Origin of the sequence: Acinetobacter corruptisaponis, from assembly GCF_030053775.1 — a bacterium.
GTDB lineage: Bacteria > Pseudomonadota > Gammaproteobacteria > Pseudomonadales > Moraxellaceae > Acinetobacter > Acinetobacter corruptisaponis.
The window spans coordinates 3,127,762-3,147,510 of sequence record NZ_CP125669.1 but is presented as its reverse complement, the minus strand read 5'-3'; the positions used below and the strand labels follow the sequence as shown (position 1 = coordinate 3,147,510).

Below are 19,749 nucleotides of genomic sequence, written 5' to 3'. Positions count from 1 at the left end.
TCTAATTGAGTTCTACTTGAAATACTTGAGTTCATGGTGACACCTACATCACCAGTTCGATATACCTCAACTTTATCACCAATACGAACATCTAAACGGTGAATCTCCCCAATATTATGCAATGTGGCATTAGAAATAGTTGTACCACCAACAAAAATTGGCACTAAGCGAGCTACAGGAGTCAAAATTCCAGTTCGTCCAACTTGCCAATCTATTTGTCTAATTTCTGTAGTTTTAGATTCAGCAGGAAATTTATAAGCTACTGCCCATCTAGGCGCTCTACTGATGAAACCTAATTGTTTTTGTTGCTCAAGGCTATTTACTTTAATAACCATGCCATCAATTTCTACACTTAAATTTGGTCTCTCAGCAATTAATTGCTCATATTTTTTCTGTGCATGTTGAATATTATCCACAACCCAATGATCATAATTTTCAAAACCAAAATGCTTTAACCAATCTAAATTACCACTAATAGTTCCAATATTATTATCAGGAATACATTGTGCAACACCGTAGGCATAGAATGCTAATGGGCGATTTTTTGTAATCTGAGAATCTAGTTGCCTTAAACTACCCGCAGCAGCATTTCGAGGATTAGCAAATTCTTTTTCACCTCGTTTCTTTAGATGCCTATTTAAATTGTTAAATCCAGCTTTAGGCATTAGCACTTCACCACGTACTTCTAATAATCGTGGAATAGGATAATCGTTGGAAGATAATATTTTAGGTAAATTTCTAATGGTTTTAACATTTTGAGTAATGTCTTCACCTGTTTCACCATCGCCACGAGTTACACCACGAATTAAAACACCATTTTCATACCATAGTGAAATCGCTAATCCATCGAATTTAAGCTCAACATCATATTGAATTTTTTGATTTGGTAATCGTTCTTCAACACGATTAGCAAATGCAAGAAGTTCATCCTCTTCGAATACATTATTCAAAGATAACATTGGAACCGTATGGGTCACACTCTCAAATTTTGACAGGGCCTGTCCTCCGACCTTATTGGTCGGTGTATCCGCCTGAATAAATTCTGGATGTTGTTGCTCCAAAGCCTTGAGTTGATGAAATAAATGGTCATATTCACTGTCTGAAATGGAGGGTTGATCCATCACATAGTAAGCATGATTGTGTTTTGCAATCAGTTGAATCAACTGACGCATCTGCTCAATAACTGAGTTGTGTTCCATTTAAATTTCACCATATAAAAGGGCGGAAAACCGCCCTATAACTTTTACTGAATTTATTATAAAAGATTGATTAAACCGTTGCTTGATTTGGACGATAATCAATCACATGATGACGCCAATGCTCTTTCAACTGCGGCGTGAATTCAAGATTGTTTTCATCGTAGACTTTACCATCAATCTCACGCGCAATTAAGCCTGCGATACTGGTCATCATGTCATAGCCTGTCACCGCCTTGCTGTTTGGCAATGCAAGGAAAAATGCCAGACCCTGCACCTGTTCCGCAGACAATGTTTCCAGGTCAAAACCCGCTGGGCCATTATCAGTCACACGCAGTACCGAAAACATCAATGCACTTGGCTCATCGGTGTTTTCATAACGATGGAAACATGACATTTCACCAAAACGCAGGCCATATTTCAGCAATACCTTTAATGCCTTATCGCCCGACAAGGCACGACGTGGATTTGGATAAACATTGAGTGCGATGATCTGTTCCGCTGTTGCCAACGCACTTTCATCATCATAGCGTTGCTGCTCATGCAGATGCACATCCAGAATATTACTTTCGCCATCAAACTCAGCAATCTCAACTGTTTCAATATTTGGATTCAGGCTAAGTTCTGATTCAGCCTTGCTTTCTTGAGTGCCACTTTCCTCAACTTCATTTTCTTCAGTTTTTTCTGGATTTTCCAATGCTGCTGTTGCATCTTCAACTTGTGGCTCAGATGTTACGACCTCACTCTCCGTACTGGTCCCAACTTGCACTGTCGACTCAACCACAGTATCTTCACTGATTGTTTCTTCTGTTTTTTCCTCAACTGCAACTGCCTGCACAGGTGTTTCAACTAGAGGTTCAGCCTCAATCAGTGCTGTTTTAAAACTTGGCTCAACACGGTCGGTTGCAGCGGTGACCACATCATTTTGCAAAATCTGATCCCGTACGTGACGAGGAATCACAGGCTGCTGACTTTCAGGATTAATATGTAAATCCGCTTCCAGTGATGGCTCAACTGGTTTTGGTTTTCTTAAAATCATGATCAAACCAACGAGCATAATCACAACGGCGACAACAATGCCTATTATTGTATTCATTTCCATACTAGGACTCCGCAACTAACCCGTATTCTTTTGCCTGTTCTAAATCCACAGTCACTAATTTTGATGTGCCTGGCTCTGGCATGGTCACTCCAAGTAAATCAGTTGCCATTGTCATTGCCAATTTATTATGTGTAATGTAAATGAATTGCACTTGTTCAGAAAGCTCTTTTACCAAATTACAATACCGCTGCACGTTGGCATCATCCAGTGGTGCATCCACCTCATCCAATACACAGAAAGGCGCAGGGTTCAGCCTAAAGATGGCAAACACCAAAGCCAGTGCCGTTAGGGCCTTTTCACCACCTGACAATAATGCCAGAGAACTGTTACGTTTACCTGGCGGACGCGCCATTAATTTCACACCAGACTGCCAGTCATCCTCAAGGCTTAGGGTCGCCTCACCACCATTAAACACTTTCGGGAACAACAGTTGCAGCTCTTGATTCACCTTGTCAAATGTAGTCATAAATAACTTACGCGTTTCCTGATCAATACTCTTCATGGCATCTTTGAGCTGATCGACAGTATTTTGCAGGTCCTGCATTTGATGACTGAGTTCATCAAAACGCTGTGACACTTCTTCATATTCCTGCGACGCCGCCAAGTTGACCGCACCAATTTTTTCAAATTGTTGCTGTGCTTTTTCTAGTTTCTGCTGATGATCCTTAATTTCAATCGTCAGGTCAGACAAAGCTTCTGCATTGAGTTCTTTAAGCTGGTCCAGATAATGCTCGCGATCTGATTTAGCCGCCTGCCACGCCAAACGTTTCTGTTCCAGTTGCTCACGTACCTGCTCATCTTTTTGCTGTGCCTGATGGCGCTGTTCAGTCAGTTGCTGCTGCTTTTCCTGTACCTGATTCAATTCAAGTTGCCATTCATTCCATGTTTTTTGCAATTTTTCAGTTTGCTGGAATTGCTCTTGGAATTGTGATTCCAGATTTGGTAATTCCAGTTGAATTGGGTCAACAAATTTCTTCGCCTGCTCAATCTGTTCAATAATTTGTCGATACTGCGTTTTCAGGAATGAAATATCTTTTTCCAGTAACTCAATTTGCTGATTGGCTTGAGAAGTCTGACGGCGCAGATTTTCACGTTGCTGTTGCTGTTGAGTCAACTGTTGCTGCTGCTCATCCAGTTGTTCATTTAAATTTTCGACCTGAAACTGCAAGGTTTTATAATTTGGCAATACTGCTTCGAGTTTTAGTGCCAGTGCATGTAAATCAATTTCCAGATCATCCCGCTGCATGGCATCTTCTTCAAGCTGGACATCGAGCTGTTTCAGTTGATCTGCCAGTTGCTGTTGCTGCAACACAAATGCCTGTGCGGTACTTTGCAACTTTGCAATTTGTACATCCAGCTGTTGCAGCTCCTTTTGCTTCTGCTTCAAACTCTGTTGCTGTTGTTGCAGGCTGTGTTGCTGCTGTTGCACATTTTGCTGTTGTTGTGAAAACTGGTTTTCCAGATCAAGCAACTGTGGCTGTTTCTGTGCCAGTTGTTGCTCAATTTCCTCTAAACGTACTTGATGACTAAGCATCCCTTGCGCAATCTGACTCTCTTCATCATAGTGCAGACCAATCACCCAATCTGCACCAACATGATAACCATCCAGCGTTAAAATGGATTGTGCTTGGTTTAGTTCCACCTGATGACGCAGTGCCGTTGCCAAATTTTCTGCCACAGCTACATTTGCCCACAGTGAAGCTTGTGGTGTTTCAATCCATGCACTCAAACAAGCCAAATGGTTAATTTGACTCTGTTGCTGTTCAGATGATTTTAATTGGCGAGCAACACCCTCTTGAAATGATTGCTCATGTTCTACAAGTTGAGCCTGTAACCACTTTGCTAAAAACTTTTCAATGATGGCAGCATGTGTTTTACCTTGAGCAGTTAAACGCAAGTTTTGCATCAATCGAACGATATCTTGGTTCTGTTTGGGACTTTGCTTTGCCACCAATTGATTCAGGTTCTTTTGTTCAGCCAATAACACCTGAATCTCTGTTTTTAAACTCTGTACATCAGTCTTGTTTAACTGTTGCTGATCCTGCTGGGTTTGTACATCCTGCTGTAACTGCTCAATTTTAGTTTCCAGTTCAACAATCTCTTGTTGCAACTGCTGCTGTAATTGTTCCAACTGCACCTGTTCATCATCCTGAACCTGAGCACGAATCTGGCTGCTTTGCGTTTGCAAGGTCTGCTTTTGCTGTTCAATCCGCAGTACATTTTTGCTTAGTTGCTCAATCTGTGCCGCCATTTGCAGCTTTTGTTGTTGCTGCTTTTCAACTTGGGTTTTAAGCTGTTCAAATTGCTGTTGTGCCTGCTTTTGCTGTGCCTGAATATCGGTAAAATTCTGCTCGGCGGCTTGGGTCTGCTGTTCCAGCTCAAGCAATTGCTCATTTTGCTCATCAAACTGCATGGTTAAGGTTTCAACCTGCAACTCGGATAACTGCAAACGTTCCTTGGTTTGTAGTTTTTGCTGCTCAAGCTGAACCAAGCTGCTGCTGTTTTGCTGGAATAAACTCTGTTTTTGCTCCAGCGTCATTTTCAATTCAGCCAGTTTCTTCTCAGCCTGTTGCCACTCCTGTTGCAATGGTGAAGACTGCTGAATCAACCGCTGGAATAAGGCACTTGTGGCTTCAAGATCATGTTCAATCGTATGTGACTCTGAACGAACCAACTTAAATTGTTCACCTAACGTGGTCATTTCAACCGTATATTTTTGTTGTAGCTTTTGGCTCTGATTGGCTTGGAACGAAAGGATTTCGATTTTTAAGGTTCGGATTTGGCTTTCTAAAGTTTTGTATTGAATTGCTGCTTCAGATTGGCGCTTGAGTGTTCTGAGCTGTGATTTCAGCTCTACCGCAATATCTTCCAGACGTGCCAGATTTTGTTCGGTATGTTCCAGATGCTGTAAGGTTTCACGGCGGCGTGCCTGATAACGGGAAACCCCAGCGGCTTCTTCAATAAACACCCGCATTTCTTCAGGCTTGGCATCAACCAGACGGTTAATCATGCCCTGCTCAATCACCGCATAAGAACGTGGCCCTAAACCTGTACCCAGAAAAATATCGGTAATGTCACGACGGCGGCAACGTGTGCCATTTAAGAAATATTCAGACTTGCCTTCACGCGTAACTTGACGACGCACCGCAAGCTCGTTATAGGCATTATAAGCGCCACCCAACTTGCCATAGGTATTGTCAAAACGAAGTTCCACACTCGCCACACCGACAGGTTTACGCTTGGATGTTCCTGTGAAAATCACATCCTGCATGCTGCCACCACGCAACTGGCGTGCACTGGATTCACCCATCACCCAGCGAATGGCATCAATGACATTGGATTTACCGCAACCGTTTGGACCAACGACCGCAGTACGGTTGGCCTTAAAATTTAAAGTGGTACTATCGGCAAAAGATTTAAAGCCTGAAAGTTTTAAACTGCTTAAACGCATAACGCCGTGTTTTGACCTAAAAAATTAGCGGCGTGAGCGTCTTGCCCAAGCCAATTCAATCTGTTTCATACGTGTCAGAGATTCCAACACAAGGTTGCGCAAGTGTCGACAAAAATCTTCCATAAATAAAGCGGCTTGTTGTGATTTTCGGATCAAAATAGCATCAATCACCAGCTTGAACAGGGTAAACGACTCCTGTAGCTCGCGACGTGAGGTGTTTAAGGTTAAAAAATAGCTACGGCGTAACGATGGCAACAGTTCCTTGTAGAACTGCATCATGTAGGGATTCGCCACCATCTCGTGCTGTTCAGCCAGATATTTAAAGATGGCATCATAAAACTTCTCAATATCCCCAGCACGGACAAACTCCACCAGTTGGTCTAACAAGGCCTGTAGCTGCTCCGCCTCATTGACCCGCCAGGTCTCACTAATCCGCTGCACAATATGCCCCAACACCATCACATTGGTGTCAAACAGTGCCTTGACCTGCTGGGCCGACATTTCAGAGACAATTGCGCCACGGCGTGGAAAAATTTCAATTAAATAAGTACGTTCCAGCAACAACAATGCTTCACGGACAGAGCCACGGCTGACATCCAACTCTTTCGCAATGCGCAGCTCCTGAATACGTTCGCCTTCAACCAGCTCGCCGCTAATAATTTGTTCACTAATGTATTTTGCAATCTGTTCAGAAAGACTATCAGCCTCTTCGAGATTCATGAGCCCCTCGCTATCTTTGTTATACGCATTGTCCAATGCTGTTTGCGCTTTTTTGTTTTAACTGATCTCGCTGTATAAATTCTATATCATTGTCTGACAATTTTATTGCTTTTTAAGCCAATCGTTCTAAAAAAACCTGATTTGATCCTGAACATACAGATAAAACCCATCTTTTCTATTTTTAATATCAGCCATTTATCTGCTTTTTTGCCCGACAACCATATATCTGAAAGTTGAAATTTTATCAAATTTTTATTGATACAAGTCACATAAAATAATATTTTTATTAACACAACAACATTTTATTATTTTACTGAAGTGTTCAGTAATTCTATATGAGTAGCATCATGGGTGTTCATCAGGCTGTCAATATCGCAATTTTTGGGTTAAGTCTCAGGACATTGAACGAATTAAAAGAACAGATTCAGACAGCGGTTCCCAATCATGTCCAGGTGAACTGGAGCAACATTGCAGAACCACAGCTTGATATCTTAATGATCAATCATATCTTTTTCGATTCACCCAACATTAAAAGCCTGATTAAAAACAGCAATATCAATGTGCTTCAGATTGCCAACGATGTCGACAAAAACAGTTCCATTGAAAATGATACCCTCTATCTTCCACTTAACCATATCCACTCACTACATCACTGGTTAAGCCATCATTTAAATGAACGTTCACAACCAACTCCAGAAGCGACAGAAGCACCAGCCACCCCACCTGTAGGCGAGACCTTTCACCGCAGACAGATCAGGGAGGTTCTACAGGAAATCCAGAATCCGAGAAATGGAAAAATTCAGTTATTTGATAATAATGGCTTATTGGCAATTGCCGACCCGCGGAGTGAATGGTTGTGGCAAAACCCTGAATTCACCTCATCACAAACCGATCCCAGTTTGAACTATACCTATGCAACTCAGAACGATCAGCATTGGATTGCAGAGGCCCCCCAGCAGGATTTAAAACAATGGCTATGGAATTTGCTTTGGACATCTATGGATTTTGAGGGACTCTGCCCACAGTTTGCATCCAGCTTTTACCTTGATATTTGGCCACAGCCAAAAAACAGGATTGATCGTCAGGACATTTTGCGAATGTCAGCCTGTTTTGCCCAAGGTGCAAAGATTGATACCGTTGCAGCCCAACTAAATCTTTCTGAACAAAAGGTAAGACATTTCGTTGCTGCCTGCCTGGGAGCAAATTTCGGAAAACTCATCAAGGATCGGGAAGCAAAATATAGCCCTCAAATCCAGCAAAATGAGACTGAACAACATTTTATGAAAAAGCTGTTTGGCCGCCTACGCAACCGTTTAGGCTTTTGATCAGGGATGAATTTATGATTTTACATCAATATAAAATTGTCTTTGGTGGAACCATGGGTTCGGGGAAATCCACCGCCATCAAGGCCTTGTCGGAAATTGAAGTGCTGAGTACCGAAGCGCTGAATACCGATACCGAATCCCATGAAAAGCTACTCACCACGGTGGGCATTGATTATGGTGAACTGACCCTGGAGGATGGCGTCAAGGTCGGTTTATATGGTACGCCAGGACAGGACCGTTTTGATTTTATCTGGTCAGTCATCTGCAAGGGCGCGATTGGAACCATTGTGATGATTGACCACGCCGCAGAAAACCCACTGATTGATCTAGACCAGTATGTGCAGGCATTCCAGCCTTTTGGCAACAATATTGTGATTGCCATTACCCATATTGACCGTAAACCAGAACGCACCCTGTCCATCTATCGAGATTGGTTAAAGGCAAGAGAGCTAAACTATCCACTATTCTTTGTCGATGCACGGCAACAGGATGATGTATTGCTTTTGGTGGAGACCCTGATTGCAAACATTGAAGTGCATTATGGACTGGTGAATTAAAGGACCTACATCAGCCCTTTATAAATAAAATAACAGCCAACCACCACCAGCAAACCTGCAAAGCATTTTTTCAACATCGCGGGAGATAGGCGATGTGCGACTTTGGCACCAAATTTAGCCGTGATAAAACTCATCACGCTGATCCCAAGAAAAGCATAGATATGCACATAGCCAATGGTATTTGGAACATCAATCTGCTCTTTGGCACCAAACCACATAAAACCTAACGCCCCAGCCACGGCGATCGGGAGACCACAGGCAGCCGAAGTTGCCACCGCCTTTTGCATCACCACACCATGACGGTTCAGGTAAGGCACGGTTAAACTGCCACCGCCAATCCCAAAAATGGCAGAAGCCACCCCAATTCCCCCACCCGCAGCAAACTGCAAGGGTGCTGATGGCAAATGACGATTTGCATCAACAAGCGCATGCGCGCCTCTAAACATCTTATACGCCATCCACACCGCAAAGACACCGATCACCAGTTGTAAATGCTGGCCTGACATAAGATCGGCAATTCCAGCCCCCAGAAATGAACCCAGCACCAATCCTGGCGCCAAATTACGGAACACCTGCCACAACACCGCACCTTTTTTATGATGTGCCATCACCGAGCTGATTGAGGTCACAATAATGGTCGCCAGAGAGGTTCCAACTGCAACATGCATAATCACATTCAGGTCATAATTCATTTGAGTAAAGACAATATATAAAATTGGCACAATAATTAGGCCACCACCGACCCCAAACAGTCCTGCGGTAAATCCAGCAATTGCACCAATCAGCAAATATATGATTAACTCCATAAACACATGACCACTCTACTTGTAAAAATGATGGATGATTTCGCAACCCGCCAGTTACAGCAATTACTCAACACAAAAAACCAGTTTCCCGAAGTGGTTTTAGTAAAAACCACCACCACATCGACCAATGATGATATGCGTGAAATTGCACAAAAAGGCATTACGACAGGTTTGGTATGTAGTGCGCAGCAGACTCAGGGTCGTGGTCAGCACCAGCGACAATGGGCCTCTCCTGAAGGGAACGTTTATTTAAGCACACTGATTCAAAGCAAGACAGCACTGGATGGTCGCCTCGCTCTTGAAGTTGCATTGAATATTCTACAGATACCAAGCTTGCAAGGTTTAAACCTACAGGTTAAATGGCCAAATGACTTGTATAGCCCTCAAGGCAAATGGGGCGGAATTTTGGTAGAGCCACTCTCCGCGAATCAAGCCATTGTTGGTGTTGGAATCAATCTCAACACGCCACCTGTTGAGAATGCAGACCAGCCCATCACCTCATTGCATATGCTGGGTTTGCATCAAATCGAGCGTCTGAGCTTGATTGCAGAACTATATACCGCCATCCAGCAAGCAGCCCAATGGTTTGAACATGGGAGCTATAACTTGGCCAAACGTTTTAACCATCATGCCATTTGGCTAAATCAGCAGGTGGAATTTGAACATGCCCAAGGCAAGGTTCAGGGACGTTTTCAGGGTATCTCCAATGATGGTGCTGTCATCATTAAAACTGATCAAACACAGCAGTTTTATCAAGGTCGCTTACGTCTGGCTGAAATTTGAGAAATCTTTATCCTATGAAAAGTTTATGGCTTGATATTGGCAATACACGGCTAAAATACTGGGTCACTGAAAATAATCAGGTGCTTGAGCACGCAGCTGAACTTCATCTACAGTCTCCCGCAGATTTACTCTTAGGTCTGATCCAGCATTTTCGCCATCAACAGTTCAGTCGGGTGGGTATTTCCTCAGTGCTGGATGCAGAAAACAATCAGCGTATTCAAATGATTCTGGCTGTTCTGGATATTCCGATTATCTTTGCAAAGGTTCATGCAGAATATGCTGGCCTGCAATGTGGCTATGATGTGCCAAGCCAACTTGGGATTGACCGTTGGTTACAGGTCTTGGCAGTGGCAAAACCGAACGAAAACTTTTGTGTGATCGGCTGTGGTACAGCATTGACCATTGATCTAGTTGAGGGATTACAGCATTTAGGCGGCTATATTTTGCCAAACCTCTATTTGCAACGGGATTCACTCATTCAAAACACCAAAGGCATTAAAATCCCTGATTCCGCTTTTGATAACCTAAAGCCTGGACACAACACAGTTGATGCTGTCCATCATGGGATTCTGCTGGGCCTGATCAGCACCATTGACCAGATTATGCAGCACTCCCCTAAACACCTGATCTTAACAGGCGGTGATGCCAACTTGTTTGCCAAATTTTTAGATCATTACCAGCCGCAGGTTGAAACTGATTTATTGCTAAAGGGTTTAAAACATTATGTTCAGCTTAATTCCACTTTCAGCAGGCTTTGAAGCGTCTGCAATAATTGTGGAAACTCGGTATATCCATCTTCCTGACGGAAATGCCCAGCCTGTGCAACCTCAACCAGTTGGGCGCCCAACAAGTGTGAAAATTTAAAGGTCAATGGTACAGGTACAACAGGATCATTACTGGAAAAGAAAACCAGTCGGGTTTGTAAATGTGCCCTTAAAACATGACTCTCAAATTTCGAATGGCCCAGAAATGAGTCAAATTCAGGATGTTTGGAAATCGCCTCATTAAAACCTGCAATAAAAATGCCTGCCTTAATGCTATGCTGCTTAAGTCGCTTTGCCAGAAACCGAGCCATTGCCACACAGGATAGCCCATGAGCAATGATGATACTCTGCTCATCCAAACCCTTGAGCTGCGCCTCTAAACAGGTTTGCCAGATTTCAGCGTCAGGATGACTTGCATCGGCTAAAAAAATACGCTCAGCAGCCACATTCAGATTTTTAAGTTGTTGTTCCAGCCAGCCATACCAATGCTGGTCTGGATCGGCATGTTCACAATGTATGATAAACACTTTATTTTTAGAAAAATGTGACATAATTAACAATATTTTCCAATATAAAACATATATTTAGCGTCAATATTCTTATGTTTGGATCTTATTTAATGTTGATGTTTTGTATTAAATTTATACATTCATTGAGTTAAACTAAAAAACAAAAAGGCGCATTAAGCGCCTTTTCAAAACTGGAAACGATTATTTCTTTGGCTCATTGTTGCCAAATAATGGTCCCATATTGCCACCACCAAACTGTTTCTGCATATTGCCAAGTGATTTCAACATTTTGCTCATACCTGATGGATTGGCAAACTTCTTCATCATTTTTGCCATTTGCGCCTGTTGCTTCATCAGTTTATTCACTTCGGCAACATCCATACCACAGCCTGCGGCAATACGCTTTTTACGGCTGGCATTGATCAGGTCTGGATTACGGCGTTCTTTAACGGTCATAGACTGGATAATGGCTTCCATACGCTTAACCTGCTTTTCAGGGTTCGCCTGTGCAATCGCATCCTGGATACCAGAATTGCTCATACCTGGCAGCTTGTCCAGAAAGCCCATCATACCGCCCATTTTACTCATTTGCTCAAACTGCATCAGCATATCTTCAAAATTGAAAGTTCCGCCTTTTTGCAGTTTTTTCGCCATTTTTTCGGCTTTTTCTTTGTCGATTTTGCGTTCAACTTCTTCGACCAAAGAAAGCACATCACCCATGCCCAAAATACGCTGTGCAACACGATCTGGATGGAATGGCTCAAGTGCATCCAGTTTCTCACCAATGCCCAAAAACTTGATTGGCTTGCCTGTAATGGCGCGCACAGACAATGCCGCACCACCTCGTGCATCACCATCTGTTTTGGTGAGGATCACACCCGTTAAAGCTAAAGCATCATTAAACGCTTTGGCTGTATTGGCAGCATCCTGACCTGTCATCGCATCAACAACAAACAGGGTTTCTGTTGGCTTAACCGCAGCGTGCAATTCCTTGATTTCATCCATCATGTCTTCATCGACATGCAGACGACCCGCGGTATCGACAATCAACACATCGGCAAACTGGATTTTGGCTTGTTCAATGGCACGATTCACAATATCAATTGGCTTCTCGGATGCCTGTGATGGGATAAAGCCCACACCCACTTCATTCGAGACTGTTTCCAACTGCTTGATTGCCGCTGGACGATAAACGTCAGCAGAAACCGTCATGACTTTTTTCTTCTGACGTTCTTTTAAGAAGCGTGCCAGTTTCGCCGCAGTGGTGGTCTTACCTGCACCCTGCAACCCCGCAAGCAATACCACCACAGGCGGCTTTGCGCTTAAATCTAAAGTCTCGTTGGCCTCACCCATCATCTTGGTGAGTTCATCATAGACAATCTTGACAAATGCCTGACCTGGGGAAAGCTGAGTCATCACTTCCTGCCCAAGCGCCTCTTCCTTAACTTTCGCAATAAACTCACGAGTTACAGGTAACGCCACATCGGCTTCAAGAAGTGCCATACGTACTTCACGTAAGGTATCTTTAATATTGTCTTCGGTCAGCTGCCCTGAGCCAGTAACATTTCTTAAACTCTGTGTGAGTCGTTCTGTTAAGGTATCAAACATTGCGAAATCCGCTTAAAATGGCTAGTTGCAAAAAAATCTTTCTTAAAATAGAAAATTTATGCATAGAATGCTATAGGATACTGTAGTTCGAAGCGAATTTATATCTTATATGGTGAATATTATTCATCCTCCTCAAAAAGGTTTGACATGATCAGTCTCCCCTTGGTTTACACAATTTTGGCACTTGTTGCATATACCAGTTCCTTTTGGTATTTGTTTATCCACCTAATGTCAAAACGTACCCCAAATCTCTGGTGCTATGGTCTTGTTGTCAGCTTGGGAGTGGTCCTGCACGGCGCTGTACTGTATCGGGACATGATGACATCAATGGGAGTAAATTATGATGTATTTAACCTGATTTCCTTTACTTCAGGACTAATGCTGGCGCTCAGTCTAATCCTGAGCTTACTCCGTCCAATCTTGCCATTAAACCTGATTGGCACGCCAGTTGCCGCAGTTGGCCTGATTCTGGGATATGCATTTAGTCAAACCAATCAGGTGATTGAACGACATTCTGTTGGACTGGATTTACACATTATTTTATCCCTTTCCGCCTATGCTGTTTTGTTAATGGCAACCATTCAGGCGGTACTGCTCTGGTTTCAGGACAGGGAACTGAAAAAGAAACAAAAAAAACGCATTTGGGTCAACCTCTTACCTCCTTTTCAAATCATGGAATCCCTCCTATTTGACTTGATCATCACAGGTTTTGGGCTACTCACAGCAGCTTTGCTGTTTGGTTTCTTTACCATTGACAATTTCTTTGCCCAGCACCTTGCACATAAAACAGCTTTTAGCATTGTATCTTGGTTCCTCTATGGAGCATTACTGATTGGACACTACAAATTTGGCTGGCGTGGACGCAAGGCGATTCGCTTTACCATTACAGGTTTTGTGTTGCTTGCAATTGGTTTTATAGGCAGCAAATTTGTTCTGGAAATGATTTTAGGCCGCTAAACCCAGGCATCCTAAAACACTGGACAGCCTATCTTAAAATGCGTATAACGCTGCTTTTGCTCTACTAGGTAATGATCGTGAAACTTATACTCGCCCCAATGGAAGGTCTGACTGATCCAATCATGCGTGATGTGCTCACCCATGTTGGCAGTTTTGATTGGTGCGTGACCGAGTTTATTCGTATTACCGAGAGTATTTTGCCAGACCATGTGTATTATGGCTTCTGCCCAGAATTAAAAACTGATGGCAAAACCGCAGCAGGTACACCTGTGCATGTACAGTTTCTTGGAAACAATCCAGAGATGTTGGCCGCCAATGCCGCGAAAGTTGTGGAACTGGGCGCACCTGCAATTGATCTCAATTTTGGTTGTCCTGCCAAAACGGTCAACCGTCATCGTGGTGGTTCTGTCTTACTGGATGAGCCAGAAACAGTACATCAACTGGTAAAAGCTGTTCGTGATGCTGTGCCTGCACATATTCCCGTTTCAGCAAAAATGCGCCTTGGTTATTTAGACGAGAACCACACCCTTGATAATGCACATGCCATAGAAGATGCTGGCGCAAGCTGGCTAACAGTGCATGCACGAACCAAAGCCGATGGTTATACCCCGCCCGCCTACTGGGAAAAAATTCAGCCAATTACTGAAGCACTAAAAATCAATGTCATTGCCAATGGTGAAATCTGGAATAATGCAGATGCCAAAGCATGCTTACAACAATCACATTGTCAAGATTTGATGATTGGACGTGGTGCAGTCACAACACCAGATTTAACCTTATGTATCCGTCAGAATAAGGATCAAGCTGTTTTGTCGTGGCAGGATCTGGTTGAGTTGCAACAGCGCTTTTTAAGCGGTCAATTTAAGACCGAGGTTGGAATGATTGGGCGTTATAAACAATGGCTGGGTATGATGACCAAGGCCTATCCAGAAGCGCAAGCGCTTTGGGATCAAGTCAAAAAACTTAAACAACTTGAACAGATTATCGAATGCTTAACAATTTAACCTATTAAGTTAATTTTACTATTCTTCCCAATATCATTATTTCTCTACTAAGAGTTTTTTTAATATTCTTAAAGGTACATTCATTTTAAAATGAGAATCTCTACAATTTAGAACATTTCTATAAGTAAAAAAAGCGACCGAAGTCGCTTTGGAAAACCAACAATAATTAGGAATACCTATAGCCCACTAACTTTCATTTTGAAATCAGTAATGGAAGCGCCTTTGATACCCCAGTTACCCATAGAACCATTTGGCAACCCATTAAACACATCCGTATTTGTATTTCCTAACTCACCCAACTGAACATTATTTAAAGATAAATTAAACTTATCAGAAGTCAAACATTTTGTAGAGTCGGTTGCACAGGCACGATCAAAATTCCCAAATACAAAGCCTCCTGGAACCGTTACAGTGCCATTTGTTGCTTCATTTTCAATTCCTGCATGAAAACCATTTAAAGAAAAACCACTTGTTCCCATTCCTGTCATTTGTAACTTAAATTTAGCCCCTGTTGTCCCTGAAACTAGATTAATAGAACAACCATCAGGATTGAGTGCTGTTGCACCACAAATAGAGTCTATTGCACCACCAAATACTACCATATGCCCTTGCGGTGAAGCTCCAAGCTGGATATTCATGGTTGGTTTATTCACTGCTACAAACTTAATATCAATATTATCAGTACGTAATAATTCCTTGATATTGGATTTCAGTGTAGTACCAGAACTAAAAATGGACTTTTGTGTATAAGTAGGTGTTAATGAAGAAATTGCATCAACATTGTCAGGTACTAAATAAACTGAAAGCGGACGTATACGCATGCCGTTGACATCACTTCCCAAAGTTACCGCAATATTGGCAAATGCACCACCTGTACTCATTTTACCTGCATCTGTATCTATGACTGCTTGTAGCAATTGTGATGAATTACCCAGTATGGTTCCATCTGCATTAAAAGTTCTAACGAAATCCACTCCAATGGCTGAAGATGCAGCTCCAGGACTCGCGGCCATAACCAATGCAGACTTATTGGCATATGTTGTATTATTACTGTTAATCAATGCCAACTGGTTAAAGTCAATTTTTGAAACATTTATGCCAACATTCAAACCATCCTGAGCTGTTGCCTTAGCAAGGGTTTGATCATCCAGTGGTTGCATTGCCATTGTTAGTGGACTAAACAACAGCAGGGATATACATCCTATTTTTTTGTTTTTTTGCATTGCCCGAATCCATAGACAAATGTTTAAAATATGTACGCTAGGTTAACATAATTTAGGAAAATCACAAAATAAAAGCGATCATGCGTCATTAAATCTCGTTAATCCCAGTTATTTAAAGTCCAAATAACTGGGAGAAACACTTATTTAGATGGCGTAAAGCTAATATATTTTTGTACAATTTTTCCATCACTATCTACAGTTACATAGGCATAAGTTGATGCTGTTGCCCCCCAAGAATATTGCTTTTGGCTACCTGTAGCGCTTTGAGAAACAGAGCTTAGCACTGCAGGACAGCCCATCGCATTTACATTTTTATCAATATTCCAGTCTTCTCTTAAATTAATTTGGTCAAACCTCACCTTAGTTGGCATACAATTTGAATAAGGTTGTACATTATTCACATAAGATTTAGTTTTAAGTTTTCCTCCCACAAAAAGCAATTGATGTGTAACAGCTCCAAGTGGTATATCCTCCGTATCATTCACATCTTTTGAAAAGAAATCTTTCCATGTATACAAAGATTGTTCTTGATCTTCTTTTTCACTCGCATTGTACAACATTTGTAGAACACCACTACATTTCATTGTAGACTGAGCTTCCTCATAAGAACTGTCAAATTTTAATTCTTGCAGTTGTTCAAAAGTAGGGATACAGGCAGATAAAGCATCTTTAAAAACCAGTGTTTTTGATACAAGTAAATTATTACGGAATGCTAATGTGGCATGATTCAGGGTACTGTTATCTTGTTGCCCCCATTCTCTTATTGTATTAGAAATCCCATTATAATCTTGTGTTGAAGTCAATATTCCATCACAACCCATTTTAGTCTTAACATCCTCATAGGCATCATTTACAGTGATACTTTCCCAATTTGTATGTAAAGGTATACAGGTATTTATGGTTGGTGCTGCTTTATTATAATATTTTTCAAGAAGTTTATTATTATCTTGATCAAATATGATTGTTAAGGTGTCTTGGCTATTTTTATCTTGCCATAAATAAGATGAAATTGAACGATCTTTTGTAACAATACTATATTGATAAATTCCACGGCAACTTGATTGTTTCTCAATATCATCCAAAGTTTGTTCAAAATTCAGTTGATCTATAAATTTCTTTTCAGGCATACAACTTGAAGTATCTGTTTTTAATGGGAAATACATCTTATAGACCAACTTTCCTTGATTGGTTTGTACAAGAATTGTAGGTTCATCTAAATTATTGCCCCATAAATATGTTTCTGTTTGTGAACTTATATCAGTATTTGCTGAAGAAAAGAAACCGTTACAATTAAGTTTACTATTGGTCTGTTCAATACTGTCATCCATTGCCAACTGTTTCCATTGTTCAAGACTCACCTGACAGGGAGCACTTTGCGTCGGAGTTGGGGTAGGTGTTGGAGTCGGCGTAGGTGTTGGAGTCGGCGTAGGTGTTGGAGTTGGCGTAGGTGTTGGAGTCGGCGTAGGTGTTGGAGTCGGCGTAGGTGTCGAAGAACCACTGCCTCCACCACCACAACCACCAAGGGCTAACATAACCGAAACAATCATGGCTTGGGAGGTTATTTGTTTACTCACTGAAATATCCTTACATCACTGAATTTTTATTAAGTTTAATGGTTATTTTTAAGTTTTAATTCATTTTTTTGTAAAAACTGGCTTTTTACTACGATTTTTTAATTTATTGGCTGAAAGCTACCCTAAAAATTAAAAAGCGACCGAAGTCGCTTTTTAAATAATTTCAAATTAGCAGAACTTTAATCCACCATAACAGTTGGGTACAACTGCCTGATAGTTTGACAAAGGCAAATCAGAAAGTTGCATCACAGCAGGTACACCTTTGATATCAATACTACCCAATGGTACATACAATGGTAAACCCTGCGCTGCTTTTTGTGCCCCTGAATTTCCCAATAACACCTGATTTTTAGGAACTGCACCCACAACATTAGCTGCATTTGGATTGGTTGTCGTTGACTTATAATCCATTGAAATACTATCGCCTGAGCCATCAGATGCGGTCTTGGTAATACCACTACCTGTACTCACAGCATATAATGGATTCCCACTAGCATCTTGATCCTGAATCGAGAAGAAGTTTGTAATAAAGGTCGCGACCTGTGGCAATACATCACTCATTGGAATTTCTTTCTGAACTTCCAGTTTACCAAAGTTTAAAGGTTCAGAAAATGACATCCACCAACCAGGCTGGGCAATATCATCACTATTACTGCCAGGCCAACGTAATTTCTGGTTTTGTAGTGATAAATAAAAGCCTTTGTTAAAATCATAACCTGTTATTTTACCGCTTGCATCTTTTACTGCTTTGGCAATTGGTAAGTTATGCATACGGGTAAAGTTTTGCTGTACTGCAACGTTGGCATACAAATTGTCAATAGTGGTACATGAGCCAGTTGCCATAGCTCCACCTTTCATACATCCCATATAATTATTGGCAGCTGTCTGTTTCATTATATCTGTAGGGGTCCCACCATTCGCTAAACTATTCGCTGCTGCTTTAATGGTTGCGTTGTTATTATATAAATCCCTAGCAAGGGTTAAGTTATCTGCCTTTTGTGCAGTTGTTAAATCATCATAAGGTTTAGTGCCATCAGCTCTTGTTGCTGTTGGGTCCACAACAGTCCATGAATAGGTATCTGCCAACCCCATAAAAAAGGTCGCATTTTTTACCTCATTTAACCCAATTATGCTTGCCAGCCCCCCTGTAACAATGGACTGATCCATAGCCACATAAATTGGTCCGTCCTTTGCTGAAACCACAATTGGATTAATTGGTACATTATCCACTTTTAAATTTAGCTGTGACATACGATTGCCTGTTACCACAGTTTGTGGAAATTGGAAATTAACTGCCAAGGATGCAATATTAATACCCCAGGTATCCGATGTTAAAGTGGAGGCACTTACACCTTTATCACTAGGTTTTGATGAACCCATTGCACTGACATCTGTATATGCAGTTCGTCTTGCTTGAAGTGATGCAATAAAAGACCAATCCAATGCGGCATAGACTGGTACATAGATCTTCTGATCCTCAGTTAAACCAAACTTTGCAGCCTGTGTTTTGGCACTTGCAGCAGTCTGGTCAACAATAATATAACCACTAAAGGTATTAATCCCGCCCTGATTCAGGGTAGAGGTTGCTGTATCGTTATACGTCCCTGCGGTCATATAACCTTTAATACCTTCCGCACTTAAACGTACCCCCGCCATTTCACGAGTTGCTAGATCATTCGGATTTTTAATAGCAAATTCGATAAAGGGATTACGCAAGATAGCATCACTGGACGCTCGTTCATTTATTAATGCACCTGAACTATCAGTTGCACCAGTATAATTCCACACTGGCGTCCCATCACTTTTTACCTGAGTAGGTACACCAGAAAGGGCGAGATTTTCAATATCAATGTCACAGCCCCCTGCACCATTGACTCCACCACAACCAAGTTGTAGTTTTTTAATATTGGCATTAATTTCCAGATCGGCCTGTAACCCCATTTTATAGAAGTTAAAGTCACTTGTTCCACCGCCATATTTATTTTTATAGTCAGGGTCAATATCTGTACCAAGTGTTGTTCCCATATATAGTAATGCCTGCCCAGTTGCCTGTCGCATTTGATCATCATCCAGACTATGCAGGTTGGAGGCTGCAAAGCTCTGCACCGCTAAAATACTCAGGGTCAAAGTACTTAATATTCCGTATTTTTTCATTATGATCATCCTTTAT

Annotated in this window: 15 protein-coding genes and 1 pseudogene; 6 read left to right on the top strand and 10 right to left on the bottom strand. The window is 41.7% G+C overall.

The features are described from left to right. Nucleotides 1–44: 44 nt before the first annotated feature. From ligA to QLH32_RS14945, 4 genes and pseudogenes are all read right to left on the bottom strand, one after another. Nucleotides 45–1,199 (bottom strand): annotated as a pseudogene (gene ligA, locus QLH32_RS14960) (NAD-dependent DNA ligase LigA); the annotation flags it as partial. A 70-nt stretch (nt 1,200–1,269) separates the two neighbouring features. Then, entirely contained in the window at nt 1,270–2,298 is a 1,029-nt protein-coding gene (locus tag QLH32_RS14955) for a cell division protein ZipA C-terminal FtsZ-binding domain-containing protein (RefSeq protein WP_283266840.1), read from the bottom strand. A gap of 1 nt (nt 2,299) precedes the next feature. Beyond that, nucleotides 2,300–5,749 (bottom strand): chromosome segregation protein SMC, encoded by a 3,450-nt coding sequence (gene smc / locus QLH32_RS14950; RefSeq protein ID WP_283266839.1) that lies wholly within the window; start codon nt 5,747–5,749, stop codon nt 2,300–2,302. Nucleotides 5,750–5,773: 24 nt separating this feature from the next. Further along, entirely contained in the window at nt 5,774–6,469 is a 696-nt protein-coding gene (locus tag QLH32_RS14945) for a GntR family transcriptional regulator (protein ID WP_267980136.1), read from the bottom strand. 347 nt (nt 6,470–6,816) lie between these two features. On the opposite strand from QLH32_RS14945, the gene QLH32_RS14940 reads away from it, so the two are divergent. Beyond that, entirely contained in the window at nt 6,817–7,794 is a 978-nt protein-coding gene (locus QLH32_RS14940) for a hypothetical protein (RefSeq protein WP_267980135.1), read from the top strand. A gap of 14 nt (nt 7,795–7,808) precedes the next feature. Beyond that, complete coding sequence (locus QLH32_RS14935) at nt 7,809–8,351, top strand: GTP-binding protein (RefSeq protein ID WP_267980134.1); 543 nt, start codon at nt 7,809–7,811, stop codon at nt 8,349–8,351. A 5-nt stretch (nt 8,352–8,356) separates the two neighbouring features. Here the strand turns inward: QLH32_RS14935 and QLH32_RS14930 are convergent, their stop codons facing one another. Next, the gene (locus QLH32_RS14930) at nt 8,357–9,157 is read right to left on the bottom strand and encodes a sulfite exporter TauE/SafE family protein (RefSeq protein ID WP_267980133.1); all 801 of its coding nucleotides are present in this window, start codon (nt 9,155–9,157) and stop codon (nt 8,357–8,359) included. 6 nt (nt 9,158–9,163) lie between these two features. Here QLH32_RS14930 and QLH32_RS14925 point away from each other — a divergent pair, with 6 nt between their 5' ends. After that, nucleotides 9,164–9,940 (top strand): biotin--[acetyl-CoA-carboxylase] ligase, encoded by a 777-nt coding sequence (locus QLH32_RS14925; protein ID WP_267980132.1) that lies wholly within the window; start codon nt 9,164–9,166, stop codon nt 9,938–9,940. A 14-nt stretch (nt 9,941–9,954) separates the two neighbouring features. Next, nucleotides 9,955–10,698 (top strand): pantothenate kinase, encoded by a 744-nt coding sequence (locus QLH32_RS14920; RefSeq protein ID WP_267980131.1) that lies wholly within the window; start codon nt 9,955–9,957, stop codon nt 10,696–10,698. Here the strand turns inward: QLH32_RS14920 and QLH32_RS14915 are convergent. Next, a complete protein-coding gene (locus QLH32_RS14915) occupies nt 10,668–11,255 on the bottom strand; it encodes an RBBP9/YdeN family alpha/beta hydrolase (protein WP_283266835.1) in 588 nt (195 codons plus the stop codon). The two genes, QLH32_RS14920 and QLH32_RS14915, sit on opposite strands and share 31 nt — an antisense overlap. A gap of 159 nt (nt 11,256–11,414) precedes the next feature. Continuing rightward, nucleotides 11,415–12,821 carry a signal recognition particle protein gene (ffh, locus tag QLH32_RS14910; protein ID WP_279959494.1) on the bottom strand — a complete coding sequence of 469 codons (1,407 nt, stop codon included), beginning with the start codon at nt 12,819–12,821 and terminating at the stop codon, nt 11,415–11,417. A 147-nt stretch (nt 12,822–12,968) separates the two neighbouring features. Here ffh and QLH32_RS14905 point away from each other — a divergent pair, with 147 nt between their 5' ends. Next, nucleotides 12,969–13,778, top strand: a complete 810-nt coding sequence (locus QLH32_RS14905; RefSeq protein ID WP_283266834.1) for a cytochrome C assembly family protein — start codon at nt 12,969–12,971, stop codon at nt 13,776–13,778. A gap of 77 nt (nt 13,779–13,855) precedes the next feature. Beyond that, on the top strand, nt 13,856–14,782 hold the full coding sequence (locus QLH32_RS14900; protein WP_283266833.1) for a tRNA dihydrouridine synthase: 927 nt from the start codon (nt 13,856–13,858) through the stop codon (nt 14,780–14,782). Between the two features lie 176 nt (nt 14,783–14,958). Here QLH32_RS14900 and QLH32_RS14895 read toward each other — a convergent pair whose 3' ends face one another. The 3 genes from QLH32_RS14895 to QLH32_RS14885 form a co-directional block, all read right to left on the bottom strand. Further along, complete coding sequence (locus QLH32_RS14895; protein WP_267980126.1) at nt 14,959–16,005, bottom strand: pilus assembly protein FilA; 1,047 nt, start codon at nt 16,003–16,005, stop codon at nt 14,959–14,961. Between the two features lie 140 nt (nt 16,006–16,145). After that, nucleotides 16,146–17,579, bottom strand: coding sequence for a hypothetical protein (locus tag QLH32_RS14890; protein WP_283266831.1), 1,434 nt, complete (start codon nt 17,577–17,579; stop codon nt 16,146–16,148). A 168-nt stretch (nt 17,580–17,747) separates the two neighbouring features. Then, entirely contained in the window at nt 17,748–19,733 is a 1,986-nt protein-coding gene (locus QLH32_RS14885) for a hypothetical protein (protein ID WP_283266829.1), read from the bottom strand. Between the last annotated feature and the right edge of the window lie 16 nt (nt 19,734–19,749).